The following is a 19,533-nucleotide window of genomic DNA, read 5'->3' as shown; positions in this document are numbered from 1 at the left end:
TTAACAAGCCTATTACTGGAAACACCACTATCTTTGTAACACTGTACATAATTACCCTATGGCGAAAGATCTCCTTTTAATAACCCCTCCCTTTACCCAACTGAACACCCCTTATCCGGCAACGGCCTATTTAAAGGGTTTTTTGAACACTAAGGACATAAGTGCTTTTCAAATGGATTTGGGTATTGAGGTTATATTAAAAATTTTCTCCAAAGACGGACTTCGGAATATTTTTGATTATGCCAAGGCAAACAATTCCATAATCTCGGACAACTGCCATAGAATAAACGCTTTACAAGCAGATTATTTAAAGACCATAGATGCTGTTATTTCCTTTTTACAGGGACATAATGCCACCTTTGCCAGACAAATATGTACTAATAACTTCTTGCCACAAGCAGCGAGATTTGATCAATTGGACGATTTGGAATGGGCCTTTGGCAGTATGGGACATCAAGATAGGGCAAAACACTTGGCCACCTTATATCTGGAAGACCTGTCCGATTTTATTGTAGAATGTGTTGATGAAAATTTTGGTTTTAGTCGTTACGCAGAGCGATTGGGGAGAAGTGCCAATTCCTTTAATGAACTTTACCTGCATTTGCAAAGTGACATTACCTATATAGACCAATTGACACTGGCCATATTGGCCGAGAGGATAAGTTCGGTCGAGCCCAAGTTGGTATGTTTTTCCGTTCCCTTCCCTGGCAACTTGTACAGTGCGTTTAGATGTGCCCAATTTATAAAGAAAAACCATCCAAAAATCCAAGTATCCATGGGTGGGGGATTTCCGAATACGGAACTCAGGTCTCTTACGGATACAAGGGTTTTTGAATTCTTTGATTATATCACTCTGGATGACGGGGAACTGCCCTTGGAACTGTTGACGGCCCATTGCCTATTGCCCCGATCCGATGATAGCAAAGCCCTTCTAAAAAGAACCTTTTTAATAAAGGACGAAGCAGTATTTTACAATAATCTCTCTCCCAGAACAGATTACAAGCAAAGCGAGGTGGGCACCCCTGATTATTCCGATCTATTATTGGACAAGTACATCTCGGTCATAGAAATCGCCAACCCCATGCACAGTCTTTGGAGCGATGGCCGTTGGAACAAACTTACCATGGCACATGGTTGCTATTGGGGCAAATGCACCTTTTGCGATATCTCCCTGGACTATATAAAAATCTATGAACCTATTGCCGCCAAACTGTTGGTAGACCGGATGGAAGAGCTCATTGCACAAACCGGGGAAACAGGTTTTCATTTCGTGGACGAAGCCGCACCCCCAGCATTAATGAGGGCCATAGCACTGGAAATCATAAAACGAAATTTAACCGTTAGCTGGTGGACCAATATTAGGTTCGAAAAGAGCTTTGCCCAGGATCTCTGCAAATTATTAAAGGCTTCGGGCTGTATTGCCGTTTCCGGAGGGCTGGAAGTGGCCTCCGACCGATTGTTGGCGTTGATCCAAAAGGGTGTTACCGTAGAGCAGGTAGCCAGAGTTAACCGTAATTTTACAGAAGCGGGTATTATGGTGCATTGTTATCTCATGTACGGTTACCCTACCCAAACGGTCCAAGAGACCGTAGATAGTTTGGAAATGGTGCGGCAAATGTTTCAATTGGGGATACTACAATCCGGATTCTGGCATCAATTTGCCCTTACCGCCCATAGTCCGGTGGGTCTCAATCCCAAAGATTACCACATTATACCGGACTATCAGCCGATAACTTTTGCCAACAACGACATCCAGTTCACGGATACTACTGGTATAGATCACGAACGCTTTAGTTTCGGATTAAAAAAATCACTCTTTAACTTTATGCACGGTATTTGTTTAGACCACCCCTTGCAGGAGTGGTTCGATTTTAAAATTCCGAAAACCTCTATTGCCCCCAATTTCATTGAAAACGCCCTTACAGAAGAGCCTGTCCTAAACACCAGACCCAATGCCAAAATAGTATGGCTGGGTAGTATGCCCATCGTGGAAACCATTACAAAATCCAAAAAAGGGCATAGCTGGAAATTGCTGAAAATGACGTTTCATGACCAATCGAGCTCCATATCCATAACTGTGGACAACGAACAAGGGGAATGGCTCAAGGAAACCTTGGCCAACATGTTGGGTACAAATGAAAAATTACACACTTTTGGTCAGCTTAAGACCGACTTTGAATCGCAATTTGAAAATTTTGAGCTGTTTTGGTATTCCAAGCCTTTACAGACTTTAAGGACCCATGGTCTTTTAACCTTGTAGACCTTCCCTACACATGCCTTGCCATTTTACCTTACCTTTGCACACATCACTACCTAAATGGGTATCCATATGAATTTTAAAGAATTAAAGCTAAATAAACATCTCTTGAGGGCAGTCGCAGAAAAAAACTATGACGATCCAACTGCCATTCAGGAAATTGCCATTCCCTTGGTATTACAAAGGAATGATGTTATTGCCTCCGCTGAAACAGGAACGGGAAAAACTGCCGCTTTTGCCCTACCCATATTACAGCTATTATTTGATAAGCAGGAAACTTCGGAAAAAGGCAAAAAAATTAAGGCATTGATTATAAGTCCCACCCGTGAATTGGCATCGCAGATTCACGAGAGTTTTTTGGATTACAGCAAATACACGCATTTGACCTCAACTGTTGTTTATGGTGGAACAAAGATAGAACCGCAAATAGCTGCCTTAAGAAAGGGAGTGGATATCTTGGTAGCAACGCCAGGTAGGTTATTGGACCTTCACAAACAGGATATGGTCAATTTGGACTATGTGGAAACATTGGTCCTGGACGAGGCAGATCTAATGTTGGATATGGGATTTATAGATGACGTTAAAAAAATAGAGCGTCTATGCCCAAATGAAAAACAAACCCTCCTATTTTCGGCCACTATGCCTTTTAAAGTGGTGCAATTGGCCGATACCATTTTAAAAGATCCCAAGAAAGTAGCCGTTACCCCAACATCTTCGGCAGCGGCCACTGTACATCAGTTATTGTATTACACGCCAAAGCCCAATAAAATAGAACTCTGCCTTTACCTGCTTAGAAACACCATAAAGGGCAATATCCTAATTTTTAGACGTACAAAATACGGGGTGGACAAATTGGAAAAAACACTCCGCAACAACAACTTTAAGGTAGATAGCCTACACGGAGACAAGTCGCAGGACGAGCGCCAAGCAGCACTGGGGAAATTCAAGCAGGGAGTAACGAACATCCTTGTGGCTACGGATGTTGCCGCCCGTGGATTGGATATAGACGAGCTGGACGCCGTTATCAACTTTGACCTGCCCAATATACCGGAAACCTATGTACACCGTATAGGAAGAACTGGAAGAGCGGGAAACACGGGAACATCCTATGCCTTTTGTTCTGCCGATGAAAAGGGATATTTATCCACTATTCAAAAACTGATGCAAAAACACATCCAAGTTGTTGAGGACCATCCGTATCCCTTGGATCCCAAGGCCAAACCACAAGTACATAAAAAACAAGGCAGCAAACATAAAAAAGGCAGAAAGTCCGTAGCCTCCAAAAAGAAAAAGAAACGTTGGTATTAACAGGCATCGTTTGGAGCACAACAATGTTCATCCCATCGTAGAAAATGCCCTGTAAACCTATCAATTCACTACCTTTGTAGAAACACTTATAGTAAATAGTAATGGACAAAAAGATTATTGCCCCTTCCCTCTTGGCCGCCGATTTTGCCAACCTTCAACGCGATATTGAAATGGTAAACCACAGTGAGGCCGATTGGCACCACATTGATATTATGGATGGTGTTTTTGTACCAAACATCTCTTTTGGAATGCCCGTCCTGAAGGCAATAGCGGCCCATGCCACTAAAACCTTGGACGTACATCTAATGATCGTGGATCCGGATCGCTATATTAAGACCTTTGCAGAATTAGGTGCCAATAACCTGACCGTTCATTACGAAGCCTGTCCACATTTACACCGCACCTTACAAGCCATAAAAGCCGAAGGAATGGCAACAGGCGTGGCATTAAACCCACATACCAATATTAACTTATTGGAGGATGTTATAAATGATATCGATCTAGTTTGCATCATGAGTGTAAATCCAGGATTTGGCGGACAATCGTTTATCGAAAACACCTATGAAAAAATAAAGGCGTTAAAAGAACTCATAAATAGAAAAAGTGCCCATACCCTAATCGAGGTCGATGGCGGAGTTACCTCTAAAAATGCCAAGCAATTAATAGATGCTGGAGCAGATGTATTGGTTGCGGGTAGTTTTATCTTTAAGAGCGATGATCCTGCGCAAACCATTCACGAACTCAAAAAAATAGTAGGATAATGAAAATTTGGGATGTAGTAATTGTTGGAGGCGGGCCCATTGGCATTGCCTGTGGCTTGGAAGCCAAGAAAAAGGGATTGTCCTATATAATTCTTGAAAAGGGATGTATAGTTAATTCCCTATATAATTATCCCCTGAACATGCAGTTCTTTTCATCTTCCGAAAAACTGGAAATCGATGAAATTCCTTTTATTAGCATTGAGGCGAAACCCAAAAGAAATGAGGCGCTGGAATATTATAGACGTATCGTCACTTCCAATCATCTGAACATTGCACTTTTTGAAAAAGTAAATTCAATTAACAAAATTGATGGCCTCTTTAATATTGTCTCCGACAAGAATACCTATAACGCCACCAATGTAATCATTGCCACAGGTTTCTACGATATTCCGAACAGAATGAACGTTCCTGGAGAAGATTTAAAAAAGGTATCCCATTATTACAGGGATCCCCATTTCTATTCCAGTCAGAAAGTAGCGGTCATAGGAGCCAGTAATTCGGCCATAGACGCCGCCCTGGAGTGCTATAGAAAAGGGGCCGATGTATCCTTGATCATTAGGGGGCCGGAAGTAGGCCAACGGGTAAAATATTGGGTAAGGCCCGATATTATCAATAGAATTGAGGAAGGCAGTATAAAAGTCTATTACAATAGTACTGTTAAGGAAATTAAGGAGGATGAAATTATCCTGAATTCCCCTACCGGAACAATTGCCCTGGAAAACGATTACGTACTAGCACTTACAGGATATATGCCCAATTTTGGTTTCTTGGAAAAAATAGGAATACAATTGTCCGAGGATGAAAAAAGACTTCCCCAGTACGATCCGGAAACCATGGAGACCAATATTGATAATCTATACCTGGCAGGAGTAATTTGCGGAGGAATGGAAACCCATAAATGGTTTATAGAAAACTCACGGGTCCATGCCACAATGATTATGGACCATATTGCAAGGAAGGAGAAGTCGATCACTTCCTATCAAGATAAATAGGTTCAACAACCTTTTAATGGAGGCAGGTCGCGGTCTTAAAAAAGAAAAGGGAAGAACAAATATAGCCTATTGCCCTTCCCTTCTCTGGTTGTCATAAATGTGTTAATTGGACAGCCCCATTTTCTTTAGTCTGTCCAAGGCCTCAATATAATAGTAATCGGCATAGATCAGGGCCACATCAATTTCATGGCCCAAGGATTTGGCTCCTGTTGAATGTAACAAAAAGGAATCGGCCTTCCCTACTCCTGAATATTTATCGGAACTCAAGGATTCCAACATCCGCATAGCTGCATCAAAATATTGTTGCTGTTTGTTTTTATCTTCCACCAAAGTACTCAACTCCAGTAAGCCGGAAGCTACAACCGCTGCTGCAGATGCATCCCTTTCCTCCGTTTCTTTATTGGGTACGTCAAAATCCCAATGGGGAATATAATCTTCCGGAAGAAGTTCCAGATACTTATCTGTTAACTTCACCGCAAAATCCAAGAATTTTTTATCTCCCGTTTCCCTATACACCATAGAATACCCATATATTCCCCATGCCTGTCCGCGCGACCACCTACTATCATCCGCGTAGCCTTGTTTGGTATGTCTGTTCAATACTTTTCCGGATATAGAATCATATTCAATAACATGCCATGACGTGTAATCTGGCCTAAAATGATTCGCCATAGTAGTCTCCGCGTGTTTCACGGCAATATCATAAAACTCTTTACTGCCACCATTTTTAGCGGCCCAGAACAAGAGTTCCAAATTAAGCATATTGTCTATTATGGTAATATGCTGTTGCCAACGTGGGTGCATTTTATTGGACCAGGACCTAATAGTGCCTACATTGGGGTTAAACCTACTGGCCAAGGATTCGGCCGAAGTGAGAAGAATGTCCTTATACTCCTTTTTGTCTCCAAACAAATAGCCATTGCCATAGGCAGGGAACATCATAAACCCAATATCATGGTGTTCGGTAATCGTTTTAAAATCCTCAAAAACCTCTGTTCTTTTTATGGCCTCCTTCTTCCATTTATCGTCCTTGGTAAGATCGTACGTATACCATAGGATTCCAGGATAAAATCCGGAAGTCCAAACCAAACGCCCATTGGGAATTTCCTTCCATTCGGTTTCATTGGTTTCTATTAATCTTGGGTGTTTGGTTAGATCCGTAAGTTTGGGGACAGCTTGGTTTAATTGATCCTCACAGTTTTTAATTTCCTTGTCAAGATCAAAAGAATAGCCCTTGGCGCTCAGCTTACTTTCTTCTTTTATATTTTTGTTTTTAGACAAATTCTGACAACTTGCCAAACAGATAAGCAGGGATACTAAGAATAGTTTCATGGGATATTAGTTTTATTTATTTGTATTAATTTTCATCATATTAAAGATGTCACCAAAGGCTTTGAATATCATTTTCTAGAGGAATCACGTTCAATTAAGGACGACTTTAGAATTGTTGTTTTTACCATGTTGGCTTTGGCGCTGGGTGCCTTGCCAATTTCTTCCAATAATAACTTTGTGGCTATTTGCCCAATTTGAAAACCCGGCTGATCAATGGTGGTCAAGGAGGGATCTATTACCCCTGAAATAGGCTCGTTACTAAACCCTACTATGGCCATATTTTCCGGTACCTTTACTCCTTCATTCTTAAAATATTTCATTGCGCCTATGGCCGCAATGTCATTGGCAGAGAACAACCCATCTACCTTGTATGGCAAGGAAAGTAAGGTTTTTGCTCCTTCAGCCCCATCATTTTCCATGAGGCTGGAACGCAATACCAGTTCCGGTCTATATGGAATTTTGTGTTTTTCCAAGGCCTTTCTGTAGCCAGCGGTCCTATTCCTGTAAATGGCCAATTCCTGGGGCCCGGAAAAATGCCCAATATTTTTACATCCGTTTAAAATTAAATGCTCCGTGGCATCGAACCCGCCCTGAAAGTCATCGATCAGCACACTACTAATACCCTCTATCTCACAATGCCTGTCAAAAAATAGAAATGGGGTGCCATTATTTTTCATATTCAATAAATGGTCATATTCATCCGTTTCCATGGAAACGGATAACAATACTCCGTCCACCCGGTTTGCCAAAAGGGTCTCTACAATGTTGCGCTCCCGATCCAATTGTTCCAAGGACTGACAAATAATGACGTTATAGCCTGCATCATAGGCGGTTTCCTCAATCCCAGAAATTACGGATGAAAAGAAGTGACGGGATATCCTTGGCACGATCACCCCAATGGTATTGGTCTTATTTTTCCGGAGGTTTGAAGCCAGTAAATTGCGCTGATACCCCAATTCATTTGCCTTGGCCAATATTCTGTCCTTGGTCTTCTGGCTCACCCTAGGACTATTGTTCAATGCTCTGGAAACGGTAGAGGCATCTATCTTCAAGGCCTTGGCAATATCGTGTATTGTTGTTTTATTTTCCACAAATAATGGGTATCTTGACTTTCACAAATATATATATTTACAAATACAATCGATTGTATTTTGATGGATTTTTAATATATTTACGAACTAACTTAAGAAACACTTCTATATTTATCAATACATAAGAAACTAATAATTAGATATTTAGAATCATGAAAAACAATTACGAGGTTCGGTATGCCTGCTCTCCCAAGGAGACCAAAGCGTTGACCACAGAAGGATTGAGAAAAGAGTTCCTAATCCAAAATTTAATGGAAGCGGATACCATCAATTTGGTGTACACCCATTTCGACAGATATATAGTTGGAGGGGCAGTGCCCGTTAAAACCTCCTTAAAACTAGCTACTATAGATCCCTTAAAATCGGATTATTTTTTGGAGCGAAGGGAGATTGGCATCATCAATGTCGGCGGTGCCGGTTCTGTAACCGTCAATGGCCAGAAATATGGTTTGGACTATAAAGAGGCCCTGTATATTGGCAAAGAAAACAAGGAGGTTAGCTTCAGCAGTGACAATGCGGATAAGCCTGCCAAATTCTATTTAAATTCAACCCCGGCCCACAAGGTATTCCCTACCAAAAAAATAAGCAGGGCAGATGCGGAGATCGTAGAAATGGGATCTATGGAAACCGCCAATGCCAGAACTATAAGAAAATTGATCGTAAACAGTCTGGTAGAGACCTGTCAGGTTCAAATGGGAATGACCGAATTAAAACCGGGCAGTGTTTGGAATACTATGCCGGCACATGTACATGACAGGAGAATGGAAGTTTATTTCTATTTTGAAGTTCCGGAAGAGCAAGCCGTTTGCCATTTTATGGGACAGCCCCAAGAAACAAGACATATCTGGATGGCCAACAATGAAGCCGTAATTTCCCCACCATGGTCCATACACTCCGGTTCGGGAACCAGTAATTATACTTTTATCTGGGGAATGGCCGGTGAAAACCTGGACTATGGCGATATGGACCACTGCAAAATAAAAGACTTAAAATAACCCTCAGAAAACACTAATATGTCATTGAATCTATTTGATCTAACAGGTAAAACAGCACTGATTACTGGAGCTACTCACGGCCTTGGAAAAGCCATGGCCATTGGACTGGGAAAAGCAGGCGCTACCCTGGTCGTTAACGGAGCCTCCTCCCAAGAAAAATTGGACAATGCCGTTGCCGAATACAGCGCTTTGGGATTAAAGGCCCATGGCTACCTCTTTGATGTTACCAATGAAGCCAAGGTCATGGAAAATATCACCAAAATTGAAAAAGAGGTGGGACATATTGATATTTTGGTCAACAATGCCGGCATCATCAAGAGAATTCCCTTGGAGGAAATGGAGGTCGCCGATTTTGAAGAAGTGGTAAAAGTAGATTTGGTGAGTCCGTTTATCGTCTCCAAACATGTGGTAAAGGGCATGATTGCCAGAAAGCAAGGCAAGATCATCAACATTTGTTCCATGATGAGCGAATTGGGCAGAAATACCGTAGGCGCCTATGCCGCCGCCAAAGGCGGATTAAAAATGCTGACCCGCAATATGGCCACCGAATGGGCCAAGCACAATATTCAGGTCAACGGTATAGGACCAGGTTATTTTGCCACTGCACAGACCGCCCCTATAAGGGTGGATGGACATCCGTTCAATGATTTTATAGTGGGCAGAACCCCTGCCGGCAAATGGGGAGATCCGGATGACCTGCAAGGAGCAGCCATATTCCTAAGTTCCAAGGCAAGTAACTTTGTTAACGGACAAATAGTTTATGTAGATGGAGGCATATTGGCCACCATAGGAAAACCAGCGAATGAAAATTAAAACAACGGTAATGAAAATACTTTATAAAGCAATTCTTTTTTCCTTAGTGGCAATGCTGTCCCTAGCCTGTTCCGAAAAAGAAATACCCACCACAATCACAGTAAAAAACGTTCTTGACCAAGAGAGGGCTAAGGAGACCGTAGAACTCACCAAGTCCACGTTAAAAGTGGAGGACCTATCCACTGTTGGCATTAAGAATCTGGAAACCAATACCCTAGAAATTATCCAAACGGTAGATAATGATGGGGACGGAACTATGGACATAATCCTATTTCAACCCAGAATGGCGGCGAAAGGGGAAAGCAAGTTTGAAGTGGTCACAGTAGCACCAGGGGGAAACCCTACAGCAGAAGAGCTATGTTACTCCAGGTTTGTTCCGGAACGCACTGATGATTACACCTGGGAAAACAACAAGGTTGCCTTTCGGGTCTACGGACCCACCGCCCAGAAAATGGTAGAAGATAAGGTACCTGGTGGCACTTTGTCCAGCGGTGTCGATGCTTGGTTGAAGCGGGTAGACTACCCCATAATTGATAAATGGTATAAAGAGGAATTGAGCGGCGTAAGTAGTTATCACAAGGATACCGGCGAAGGCCTGGATGATTTTCACGTAGGCGCCAGTCGTGGGGTTGGCGGTATTGCTGCCAAGGTAGACACCACCTTCTACTATTCCAAAAACTATACGCAATGGCGTACCATTACCACTGGCCCTATTAGGACCAGCTTTTATTTAGAATACGCAGCTTGGGACGCCGATGGAAAGACCATCAAAGAATCCAGGATCATAAGCTTGGACCTAGGCCAAAATTTATCCAAATTCAATATCAATCTAGAAGGTGTAGATGATATTTACGCCGGACTCACCCTACACGAAAAGGACGGTGAAGTTAGCGGGAATATAGAAAAGGGATGGGTAAGCTACTGGCAACCCCATGGAGATTCGGAATTGGGTACGGCCATCCTTGCCCCCAAGGATACTTTCATCGATTTTGAAAAGTACGATGTTCCCACCAAGGACCTAAGCAATGCCTACGCCCATTTGAAAGTTAAAAACAAGGAAGTAACCTACTACGCAGGCTTTGGATGGAAAAAAAGCGGTCAGTTTAACAGCAACGCGGAATGGGAGCAGTATTTAAACACCTTTTCCGAACAGATCCAACACCCCTTGGAAGTTACCGTAACTCCATAGGCATTAGCTTCTTACGAACACTATATTGGGCAATACCCATAGGTGCATAAAATGCCTTGGGGTATTGCCTTTATTAAGTTCAAATTTTAACTTCAATTTGTGTTTTCCATCAGAAGTATCCCTGGTTTATATGCGTAAATTTATAAGACAAAAGGCGCGATATGGACCTACAAAAACTGGAAAGGGAACTCGAAAATATATATGAAACACTTTTAAAGCATGAGTCCACCGCGGACAGGATAGCCGCTTCGGTACATCCTCAATATAGGTCCAGCGCCAAGAACCTTTACCGCTATTTGCTGCTTCGCAGTGTGGACATCCGCAAGCTTCAGAGCGATCTATCCGAATTAGGGATATCCTCATTGGGAACTGGAGCTGGTTATGTTTATGAAAATATCTCCAATGCCCTTAAGCTGGTTAAATTATTGAATGGAAAAATTTGGGAAAGGAATAGCGACTTGGAGGCCCTTGGGTTTGCAGGTAGCAAGAATTTATTGATGGATCATGCCAATGACCTCTTTGCGTCCGACCATGGGGAAAGGGATACCGAAATAATGGTTACCATGCCCGATGAGGCAGCCACCAATAAAAAACTTATTAAGAAGTTGCGTTCTGCAGGTATGGGCATTGCCCGATTAAACCTTAGCCATGGCAATGAAGCGCTTTGGAAAAAAATCCTGGCCAAAATAAAAGCTGTTTCCAATGAAAGTGATCCCCTAATCCATATTTATATGGACCTACCGGGACCAAAAATAAGAATCAGCAATATCTACCTTAAAAAGGATACCGGAAAAGCCTGGGATACCGTCCCGTTCGTAAAGATTGGCGAAGGGGATAAATTATTACTGATAAAGCATAACTCCCCTCTTGTTTCAGGGAGCCAAAAAAAGATATCACTACCTCAGGAAACGGTCCTAGTGGAAGTTTCCCTGCCACAAATTATTGACGACCTTAAAAAGGGGCAGGCAGTATTTTTTGATGATGGTGCCATAGAGGCCAAAGTACTAAGCCTCAACGAGGATACCGCATCACTGGTGGTGAAAAAATGCCACAAGAAAAAACTAAGGCCAGGGAAAGGTATCAATTTACCGGATACCCATCTCAACCTGCCTTCCCTAACTCCGGAAGATGTACAGCTATTGCCATTTATAAGTGCTAATGCAAACCTTATGGGCTATTCCTTTGTGCGAAATGCGAATGATGTGGCCATCCTCTATGAGAAACTTGAGCAATTAGGGGATAAGGATACTGGGGTGGTCTTAAAAATAGAGAACAGGGCGGCATTCGAGAATCTACCAGCCATCCTTTTCAGCGCTATGAAAAGACCCAAAATAGGAGTCATGATCGCCAGGGGCGATTTGGCGGTGGAGATAGGCTTTGAACGCATTTCCGAGGTGCAGAACCAAATACTGTGGTTCTGCGAGGCAGCGCAGATACCCGTCATCTGGGCTACCCAAGTGTTGGATACCATGGCCAAGAAGGGCATGGCCACAAGGGCTGAAATTTCCGATGCTACCATTAGTGCACAGGCAGAATGTGTCATGCTCAATAAGGGACCTTTTATAGTAGAAGCCACCAAAACCTTAAAGAATGTGTTACAGCGCATGGAAGCCCATTCCCAAAAATCCAAAAAAACCTTACGGGCTCTAAAAGTGGCCAAAATGGGACTTAAAAATATTCATAAAGATTTTCCCGTGAAGTAATGGTATCCAAAAATTCACCTATTAATAAAAGGAAACATTTGAAGGATAAGATTTGCTATATTAGACTGATATAATGGGGATATAGTTTGTTGTTCCTATATACGTATGTTCGAAATGTCAAAAAAAAATGAAGAAACTATTATTCCTATCCCTATTATTTATCAACTTCGGATTTGCCCAAAGTGGATTTATAGAAATAGAAATCAGGGATTCTATTAGAATAAAACCAAAAAAATTTGAATATCATGTTCAGATTAGTGAATCGAAGTTTGACAGATTGGATGCCAATGGGTTAGCTGGTACAGATTCGACAAAAATAAAAATGCGCGAAAAGTACAAGGAACTTGAAGTATTTCTTGAAAATAAAAAGTATAAAACCAGGCCCTTAAATAATTCTGAATTTCAAATTCACGATTATGCCGGATTTTGGAAATTAGGCTTTGCCGTTGAATTACAAAATTCCAAAGAGCTGGAAAAACTGACTACGGAATTGAAGTCGTTGGATTATATCTCCGGGTCTGTTGGTGGAATTGAATATGGAGACACCGAATTGTCCGAAAAAAGATTGTTTTCGAAGATCTTGGCAAAAGCAAAAAGAAAAGGACAAATGATTGCTGACCTCACAGGACAGAAACTGGGTAAGATTATTGAATTAAAAGAAGGTAAGGATCTGGATGAAAATATAAGTTTATCATACGGGGCCGCTTACCTAAGTTCTCTACAAAATAAAAATTGGGATGTTAGTAAAAACATCTTATTTGGTCATCAATGGAAAACAGTAATGATAAAATTTAGTGCGGAATAATAATGCTGGCCACATTCCCCGCCAGTGCAAGCCCGCCTAGCCGTCACGAAGGCCTGACATAGTCACAGACCCTAGAATATTTATTAATCAAGAACAAATAAGAGTAGCTCCCGTATTGTACATAGCTTGAGCGTGGGAGTAATTCCACTGATTAAGAAACTCCATTAATTTCTTAAGCCAATGGGTTAATCTTATGTAGGAAATTATGCTAATTTTATCTGTTAGTCACTATTCTAAACCCCCAGCTGGCGCGAGCGTCACGCTCGTGACATAGTAGACAAATAGGCAAAAGTACTTTTAGAGTTAGTCTGCCTAGCCGTCGGGCAGGCCTGCTATAATCCTATAGACCGGGAAGTTCAAATTTGACAAACTTTCGCTTTTAGCAGGTCGGTATCCAATACCAAATAAGTTGCAGGGATATCCTTTAGCTCTCCTCCGTGATACCCCATTACAGCCCCTGGATTGATCAATAGGGTGTCGCCCACCATTTCATCGTTAACAACGGTATGGTTATGTCCATAGCACACTATGTCGAACCCTCCATTCTCTGCAATTGCTCTACCTATTTCAGGGTAGTGGTTCATGGCCAACGATCTACCGCCCAAGTCGCCTCTAAAATATTCTCCGTGAATGTGAATATTCGGATATTTCTTAGAATTCTCTATGATAGCCGCAACATCCCCATCGTTATTGCCCAATACCATATGGATAGGATTGGAATACGCACGCCCCAATAAATGTATGACAAAGGGCGAACAAAGGTCACCACAAAAAAGCATCGCTTCCGTAGATTGTAGTTCCGGCAGGGATAAGGCTTTTTGCAGGTTCCAGATGTTATCGTGGATATCGGAAATTACGGTGATTTTCATGTGCAGTATCTATAGTATTCTCAAAACAGTAACTCAGCTTTTAATCCATCCATTAATTAAACTAAGTTTATTTTTTAGAAATTTCAGGATAAATTATAAGCATGTCTTTTTTTATTATTTTGCCTATTGCAGGCCTTGTACCTGAAAAACCATTAAATTCACTCGCTGTTGCGAGCCTTGGTCGCAGATACATGAATAATCATCCATTTAGGACAAACAAATTTAGTACATTTTTAATATGGGACCCTATAAGACGTTTGAAACAGAAAGGTTAATCCTAAAACCTACCTTAGAAGAGGATGCAGCGTTTATTTATGAGCTGTTCAACACTCCCAAATGGCTTAAAAACATTGGGGATAGAAATATTGGCTCGCCCGAAATGGCAAAAGAGTATATTTTAACCAAGATGCAACCGCAACTGGAACGACTTGGATTTTCCAATTATACCCTCATAAGAAAAACGGACAAGGTAAAAATTGGATGTTGTGGATTATATGATAGGGAGGGATTGGAAGGCATCGATATTGGATTTGCCTTTTTACCTGAATATGAAGGCAAAGGTTTTGCCTTTGAAGCCGCCGACAAATTAAAAAATGTAGCCTTCAAGGAATTCGGGCTCCATGCCATTAGTGCCATCACCTCCAAACACAATGTTGCCTCCCAAAGATTGTTGGAAAAACTTGGTTTGGCCTTAGCGGGAACAACAACACTTCCTAACGACATGGAAGAATTACTCTTATATAAAATTGAAAAATAAAATTTGCCACTCCAAAGAACAACGTATTATGGGCCAATAACAACTCTAGACCCTATAGCACTTGAAAAGAGACATTAGAATTCCCCAAAGCCTTAAAGAGAAAAAGGATTAAGTAAGGTTTTGAAAGGATGGATAGGGTTCCTAAATTCGTCTTACCGCATCAGTTCACCCTCTTAAACAGCAACAAACGCATATCCATAACCTCTTTCCCAGGTATTTTCAGCGCTTTGAGCACCAGGTTGCCCCTACCCTTTCTCAAGCTAATTTTCCCTAGATCCATAGGAATAAAGTCCTTGGTATAGGATTCAATTCTGGGGTCTCGGTCCCGATCTGCCCCAACTAGCGGGGGATCATGGGCCTTCGTAATAGTCGCCTTTAGGGAACTCTCCCCTAAGCGTAATTCAAATTGGGAACCCAAGTCCTTTTCTTTGGCGGTATAATAGAGCTCCACCTCAAACTCCCCGTCGGCCAGCACTTCCACATCCCAGCTGATACTATCCTTAGTGCTTTTCCAATTTGTAAAAAAGGTATCGTTGGGATGCCTATTACTCCGTTCTATATTGCCACGTGCTACCCCATCCCTGGCAGGAATCTGGGTGTACACATAATCAGGATGCCCCAAAGTAAAGGGTCGATCCTCTGTCTCTTTGGATTTTGACAGTACTTCTTGCAGCCAATCTCTTTTTAACTGTTTCAAAGAATCTGCAAGCTGCAGCAGGTTCCCGGAAAGGTCTGTGGTCTGTCCGCCATCCTTTTCCATATCATAAAGTCTGTCCTCACTATCCAAGCGATATTTTTGCGTACGGATACTTGTACCACTGTTCCAATGATTATAGACCACACGATTGTCCCAATTGGGGTTATCCTCCAGGAGTAACGGCTTCAAGCTTTTCCCGTCCAAGGGTTTCTGGGTATTCAATTCAATTTGGGCCAAATCCGTTAAGGTGGGCAATAAATCTATGGAACTTGCTATTTTTGAAATATGCTTGCCTTTAGGTAGCTTATTCTTCCATTGCATCACCAAGGGGGAACGTACCCCGCCCTCATCAGTGGATCCCTTTTTGCCGCGCATTCCCGCATTCCATCGCCATCCGTTTGGTCCGTTGTCCGATAGGTATATCACCAAAGTATTTTCTTCCAGTTGCAGGTCCCTTAGTTTATTAAATACCCTGCCCACATTATAATCTATATTTTCCACCATGGCCAGGGCCGCCCTGGTAAAATTCTCGTTCTCCTCCTCTTCCCCATGGTATTTCATGGCAAGTTCCTTGTCCTTGAAGTTGTTCCAAAATTCATCGGGTACCTGCATGGGACTATGGGGAGTATTAAATGGCAGGTACAGGAAAAATGGCTGCTCCTGGTTCCTATCCATAAATTCCAATCCTTTGTTGGTAAGATCGTCAATTATAAAGCCGTCACCTTTTACTATTTCCCCGTTGTGCTCCAACATGGGACTAAAATAATTGCCCCAATGCCCGGAACAAAAGCCATAAAAATCATCGAAACCCCTAGCATTGGGATGATAAGGGGGTTGCATGCCGTTATGCCATTTTCCATAAGCGGCAGTGGCATATCCGGCCTCCCTAAAGACTTCGGCTATTGTGGTTTCATCCAGATTTAAGCGTTCGCCACCCGAAGAAGTGGAATAGACCCCTACCCTTGGAAAATAACGGCCAGTGAGCAGTTCGGCCCGAGTAGGTGAACAAACGGGACTAACATAAAAATGATCGAACATGACCCCATTTTGGGCTATGGCATCTATGTTGGGGGTTGCTAGATTGGTATTTCCAGTAATGCCCAAATCTCCCCAGCCTTGATCGTCGGCCAAAATGAGCACAATGTTGGGTTTATGATTGCGTTGGGTATTGGAAGTGGATTCTGGTTTTGCCTTTTCCTTGCAAGCCAGTGGTATTCCCAATATGGCCAAGGCCATACACTTCACTAAAATATTCCTCATTTGGCCGTTTTTTAATTGGTTGGATTTTGGAAGTATAAGATAAGAAACTTAATGGATTACTATGCATATGGCCTAAAACCAACATTGGAAGTCTTTTCCCTATCCTTCTTTTCTTTTTGTACTTCAGGCCGCATGGGTCAAGCGTAAGTTATGAGGTCTTGTATTAGCTAAATCAAAGAATCGATTCTTGAAAGAATTCTTCCCCTAAACAGATATTATTAACCAAAAATAGTTGAATTTAGAGCTGACCTAAAAAGGGTACATCAATAGGATGAAAGATTTTTTTGAACACTTCAGACACGAATTTGAATTGCCATTGGAAAATCCGGTGCTGATATTTTCTTTAATCCTCTTTATTATTCTGTTGTCGCCCATTCTACTGAGAAAATTAAATATTCCTGGAATAATTGGTTTAATTATTTCTGGTGTGGTAATCGGACCTTTTGGCCTAAATATTCTGGAAAAAAATTCAGCCATTGACCTGTTCTCCACTATTGGCCTGCTGTATATCATGTTCATAGCTGGTTTGGAACTGGATATGAACGAGTTTAAATCCAATCGAAACAAAAGCCTTGTATTTGGATTTTTTACCTTTATTTTTCCGTTAACCATCGGTTTCCCCGTTTGTTATTTCTTTTTGGAGTATGACTTTAATGCCAGTTTTCTTACTTCCAGCATGTTTGCCACCCATACACTGGTAGCATATCCTATCGTGAGCAAACTGGGGGTTTCAAAAAATCAGGCTGTAGCCGTTACCGTAGGCGGAACCATATTGACGGACACCGCCGTACTTATCATTCTAGCTGTAATTATGGGAAACAGTCAGGGCAATTTGAATATGGCTTTTTGGATCCAATTGGGAATTTCATTAACTATCTTTTCTGCAATAATGTTCCTTATAGTTCCAAGGATTGCGAATTGGTTTTTTCGTAAACTGGAAAGTGAAAAACACTCCCATTATATCTTTGTCCTTTCCATTGTTTTCTTTGCCGCATTTATGGCCGAATTAGCAGGTGTTGAGCCGATTATTGGAGCATTTGTGGCAGGATTGGCCCTAAATAAACTTATACCCCATTCCTCGGCCTTGATGAATAGAATACAATTTATAGGCAATTCCCTGTTTATTCCCTTTTTCTTAATAAGTGTTGGAATGTTGGTTGATGTTAGTGTTATTCTAAAAGGTGAAACGGCACTTATTGTGGCAGGAACACTTTCGGTGGTAGCACTTTTTGGCAAATGGTTTGCAGCTTTGGTTACTCAACTAGCCTTTAAATACTCCAAAACCCAACGTCAGCTTATTTTTGGATTGAGCAGTTCCCATGCAGCTGCAACCTTAGCGGTAATTTTAGTAGGCTATAAAGCTCAAATTCTAGATGAAAACATCCTAAACGGCACCATAATACTTATTTTAATTACTTGTGTTGTTGCCTCATTTGCCACAGAAAAAGCCGCTAAAAAACTTGTGGTGGAGACAGAAGACGATACCACGGGACCACTGAAAGTAAACGGTTTGGATAACGAGCACATTTTATTACCAATTGCCAATATTGGCAACATGGAAAAACTGCTGGAGTTTTCAATATTTATCAAAGGAAAAAAATCGGCCAATCCCCTATCGGTCCTCTCGGTGGTTTCCAATAACAACGAAGCTGAAAACAATATTCTAAAAGCCAGAAAAAAACTGGAAGAATTTGTAGAACAAGCCTCTGCAACGGAAACAAAAGTAAGTATCATTGCCACAATCGACCACAATGCGGCCAGCGGAATATCCCGTATTGCAAAAGAAATAATGGCAGACATCATTGTTTTGGGGTGGCCAAAACGTACCGGATTTATTGACAAACTTATTGGGGAAAAAGTGGACAGCATTATAAGCAACACCGATAAAACCACTATTATTTGTCATTTTGAAAAGCCATTGGTATCCCATAAAAGAATTGTAATTGCGGCCCCGCCCTTAACCGAACATGAGAACGGCTTTGAACTTTGGTTTAGCAAAATGGCAAAATTGGCCCAAGAATTAAGCATTCCTATACAGCTGTACTGCAATGAATCTACCTTAAAATCTATTAGAAAGTTGGTTAAAGATTCTAAAATATCGGCTACAATTACTTCTAGTCTTTTCAGTGATTGGGAAGATTTCCAGGACCTCTCAAAAAACGTAAGGGAAAATGATCTATTTGTTTTGGTTTCTGCCCGTGAAGGTGCTGCATCCCATATGGTTATGCTCGAAAATCTCCCGTCCAAAATGGAAAAACATTTCCCCAATAATAGTCGACTTATCATTTACCCCCAACAGTTCGTTCAGAGTTTTGGAAGCAAGCGATATGATCAGATCAACCCTGAACCGCTCAACAAAGGAATTGAAACCATACAAAAGATTGGCAAGGGCATTGGTAATATTTTTAAAAAGGATAACAAGGAATAATCTGCAGGAAGTATTTCTATAACCTAGCTGTTTGCCGCAGTATTCTAGAAGGTCTAAAAAGCAATGAAAAATCTAGTAACACCCTATCACAGGACCTAGGGATTGGCTGCGTTCATCCCTACAAAGCTCCGCTTTGAAAACCACAAAAAGTTGCACTTCGCTATACTTCAATACAACCCGCACCGCCCGGAACAGGACCTAGGGATTGGCTGCGCCCTTCCCTACAAAGCTCCGCTTTGAAAACCACAAAAAGTTGCACTTCGCTATACTTCAAAA

Annotated in this window: 15 protein-coding genes; 11 read left to right on the top strand and 4 right to left on the bottom strand. The window is 41.7% G+C overall.

What is annotated here, in order from left to right; translation table 11 throughout:
* The first annotated feature begins 58 nt into the window (after positions 1-58).
* From KO529_RS02105 to KO529_RS02090, 4 genes are all read left to right on the top strand, one after another.
* Positions 59-2,260: a B12-binding domain-containing radical SAM protein gene (locus tag KO529_RS02105; RefSeq protein ID WP_215946286.1), complete on the top strand. Its 2,202-nt coding sequence runs from the start codon at positions 59-61 to the stop codon at positions 2,258-2,260.
* A gap of 69 nt (positions 2,261-2,329) precedes the next feature.
* Positions 2,330-3,565: a DEAD/DEAH box helicase gene (locus KO529_RS02100; RefSeq protein WP_215946285.1), complete on the top strand. Its 1,236-nt coding sequence runs from the start codon at positions 2,330-2,332 to the stop codon at positions 3,563-3,565.
* Positions 3,566-3,666: 101 nt separating this feature from the next.
* The gene (gene rpe / locus KO529_RS02095; protein ID WP_215946284.1) at positions 3,667-4,326 is read left to right on the top strand and encodes a ribulose-phosphate 3-epimerase; all 660 of its coding nucleotides are present in this window, start codon (positions 3,667-3,669) and stop codon (positions 4,324-4,326) included.
* A complete protein-coding gene (locus tag KO529_RS02090; RefSeq protein ID WP_215946283.1) occupies positions 4,326-5,318 on the top strand; it encodes a YpdA family putative bacillithiol disulfide reductase in 993 nt (330 codons plus the stop codon). The genes rpe and KO529_RS02090 overlap by 1 nt, the downstream gene beginning before the upstream one ends.
* A gap of 102 nt (positions 5,319-5,420) precedes the next feature.
* On the opposite strand, the gene KO529_RS02085 is transcribed toward KO529_RS02090, so the two are convergent.
* Together KO529_RS02085 and KO529_RS02080 are read right to left on the bottom strand one after the other, a co-directional pair.
* On the bottom strand, positions 5,421-6,650 hold the full coding sequence (locus tag KO529_RS02085; protein WP_215946282.1) for a glycoside hydrolase family 88 protein: 1,230 nt from the start codon (positions 6,648-6,650) through the stop codon (positions 5,421-5,423).
* Between the two features lie 68 nt (positions 6,651-6,718).
* The gene (locus KO529_RS02080) at positions 6,719-7,741 is read right to left on the bottom strand and encodes a LacI family DNA-binding transcriptional regulator (protein ID WP_215946281.1); all 1,023 of its coding nucleotides are present in this window, start codon (positions 7,739-7,741) and stop codon (positions 6,719-6,721) included.
* Between the two features lie 152 nt (positions 7,742-7,893).
* Here KO529_RS02080 and kduI point away from each other — a divergent pair, with 152 nt between their 5' ends.
* The 5 genes from kduI (at position 7,894) to KO529_RS02055 (ending at position 13,246) form a co-directional block, all read left to right on the top strand.
* The gene (kduI, locus tag KO529_RS02075) at positions 7,894-8,736 is read left to right on the top strand and encodes a 5-dehydro-4-deoxy-D-glucuronate isomerase (RefSeq protein WP_215946280.1); all 843 of its coding nucleotides are present in this window, start codon (positions 7,894-7,896) and stop codon (positions 8,734-8,736) included.
* Between the two features lie 18 nt (positions 8,737-8,754).
* The gene (locus KO529_RS02070) at positions 8,755-9,549 is read left to right on the top strand and encodes a gluconate 5-dehydrogenase (protein ID WP_215946279.1); all 795 of its coding nucleotides are present in this window, start codon (positions 8,755-8,757) and stop codon (positions 9,547-9,549) included.
* A gap of 10 nt (positions 9,550-9,559) precedes the next feature.
* The gene (locus KO529_RS02065) at positions 9,560-10,738 is read left to right on the top strand and encodes a DUF4861 family protein (protein WP_215946278.1); all 1,179 of its coding nucleotides are present in this window, start codon (positions 9,560-9,562) and stop codon (positions 10,736-10,738) included.
* Positions 10,739-10,899: 161 nt separating this feature from the next.
* Positions 10,900-12,441: a pyruvate kinase gene (locus KO529_RS02060; protein ID WP_215946277.1), complete on the top strand. Its 1,542-nt coding sequence runs from the start codon at positions 10,900-10,902 to the stop codon at positions 12,439-12,441.
* 127 nt (positions 12,442-12,568) lie between these two features.
* A complete protein-coding gene (locus tag KO529_RS02055; RefSeq protein ID WP_215946276.1) occupies positions 12,569-13,246 on the top strand; it encodes a hypothetical protein in 678 nt (225 codons plus the stop codon).
* A gap of 356 nt (positions 13,247-13,602) precedes the next feature.
* On the opposite strand, the gene KO529_RS02050 is transcribed toward KO529_RS02055, so the two are convergent.
* Positions 13,603-14,115, bottom strand: coding sequence for a YfcE family phosphodiesterase (locus tag KO529_RS02050; RefSeq protein WP_215946275.1), 513 nt, complete (start codon positions 14,113-14,115; stop codon positions 13,603-13,605).
* A gap of 238 nt (positions 14,116-14,353) precedes the next feature.
* Here KO529_RS02050 and KO529_RS02045 point away from each other — a divergent pair, with 238 nt between their 5' ends.
* Positions 14,354-14,872 carry a GNAT family N-acetyltransferase gene (locus KO529_RS02045; RefSeq protein WP_215946274.1) on the top strand — a complete coding sequence of 173 codons (519 nt, stop codon included), beginning with the start codon at positions 14,354-14,356 and terminating at the stop codon, positions 14,870-14,872.
* 160 nt (positions 14,873-15,032) lie between these two features.
* On the opposite strand, the gene KO529_RS02040 is transcribed toward KO529_RS02045, so the two are convergent.
* Positions 15,033-16,829: an arylsulfatase gene (locus KO529_RS02040; RefSeq protein WP_215946273.1), complete on the bottom strand. Its 1,797-nt coding sequence runs from the start codon at positions 16,827-16,829 to the stop codon at positions 15,033-15,035.
* 271 nt (positions 16,830-17,100) lie between these two features.
* On the opposite strand from KO529_RS02040, the gene KO529_RS02035 reads away from it, so the two are divergent.
* Entirely contained in the window at positions 17,101-19,257 is a 2,157-nt protein-coding gene (locus tag KO529_RS02035) for a cation:proton antiporter (protein WP_215946272.1), read from the top strand.
* Positions 19,258-19,533: the final 276 nt, after the last annotated feature.

The organism is Arenibacter algicola, assembly GCF_018860365.1.
Classification (GTDB): Bacteria; Bacteroidota; Bacteroidia; order Flavobacteriales; family Flavobacteriaceae; genus Arenibacter; species Arenibacter algicola_B.
This window is presented reverse-complemented; position numbering and strand designations above follow the sequence as displayed.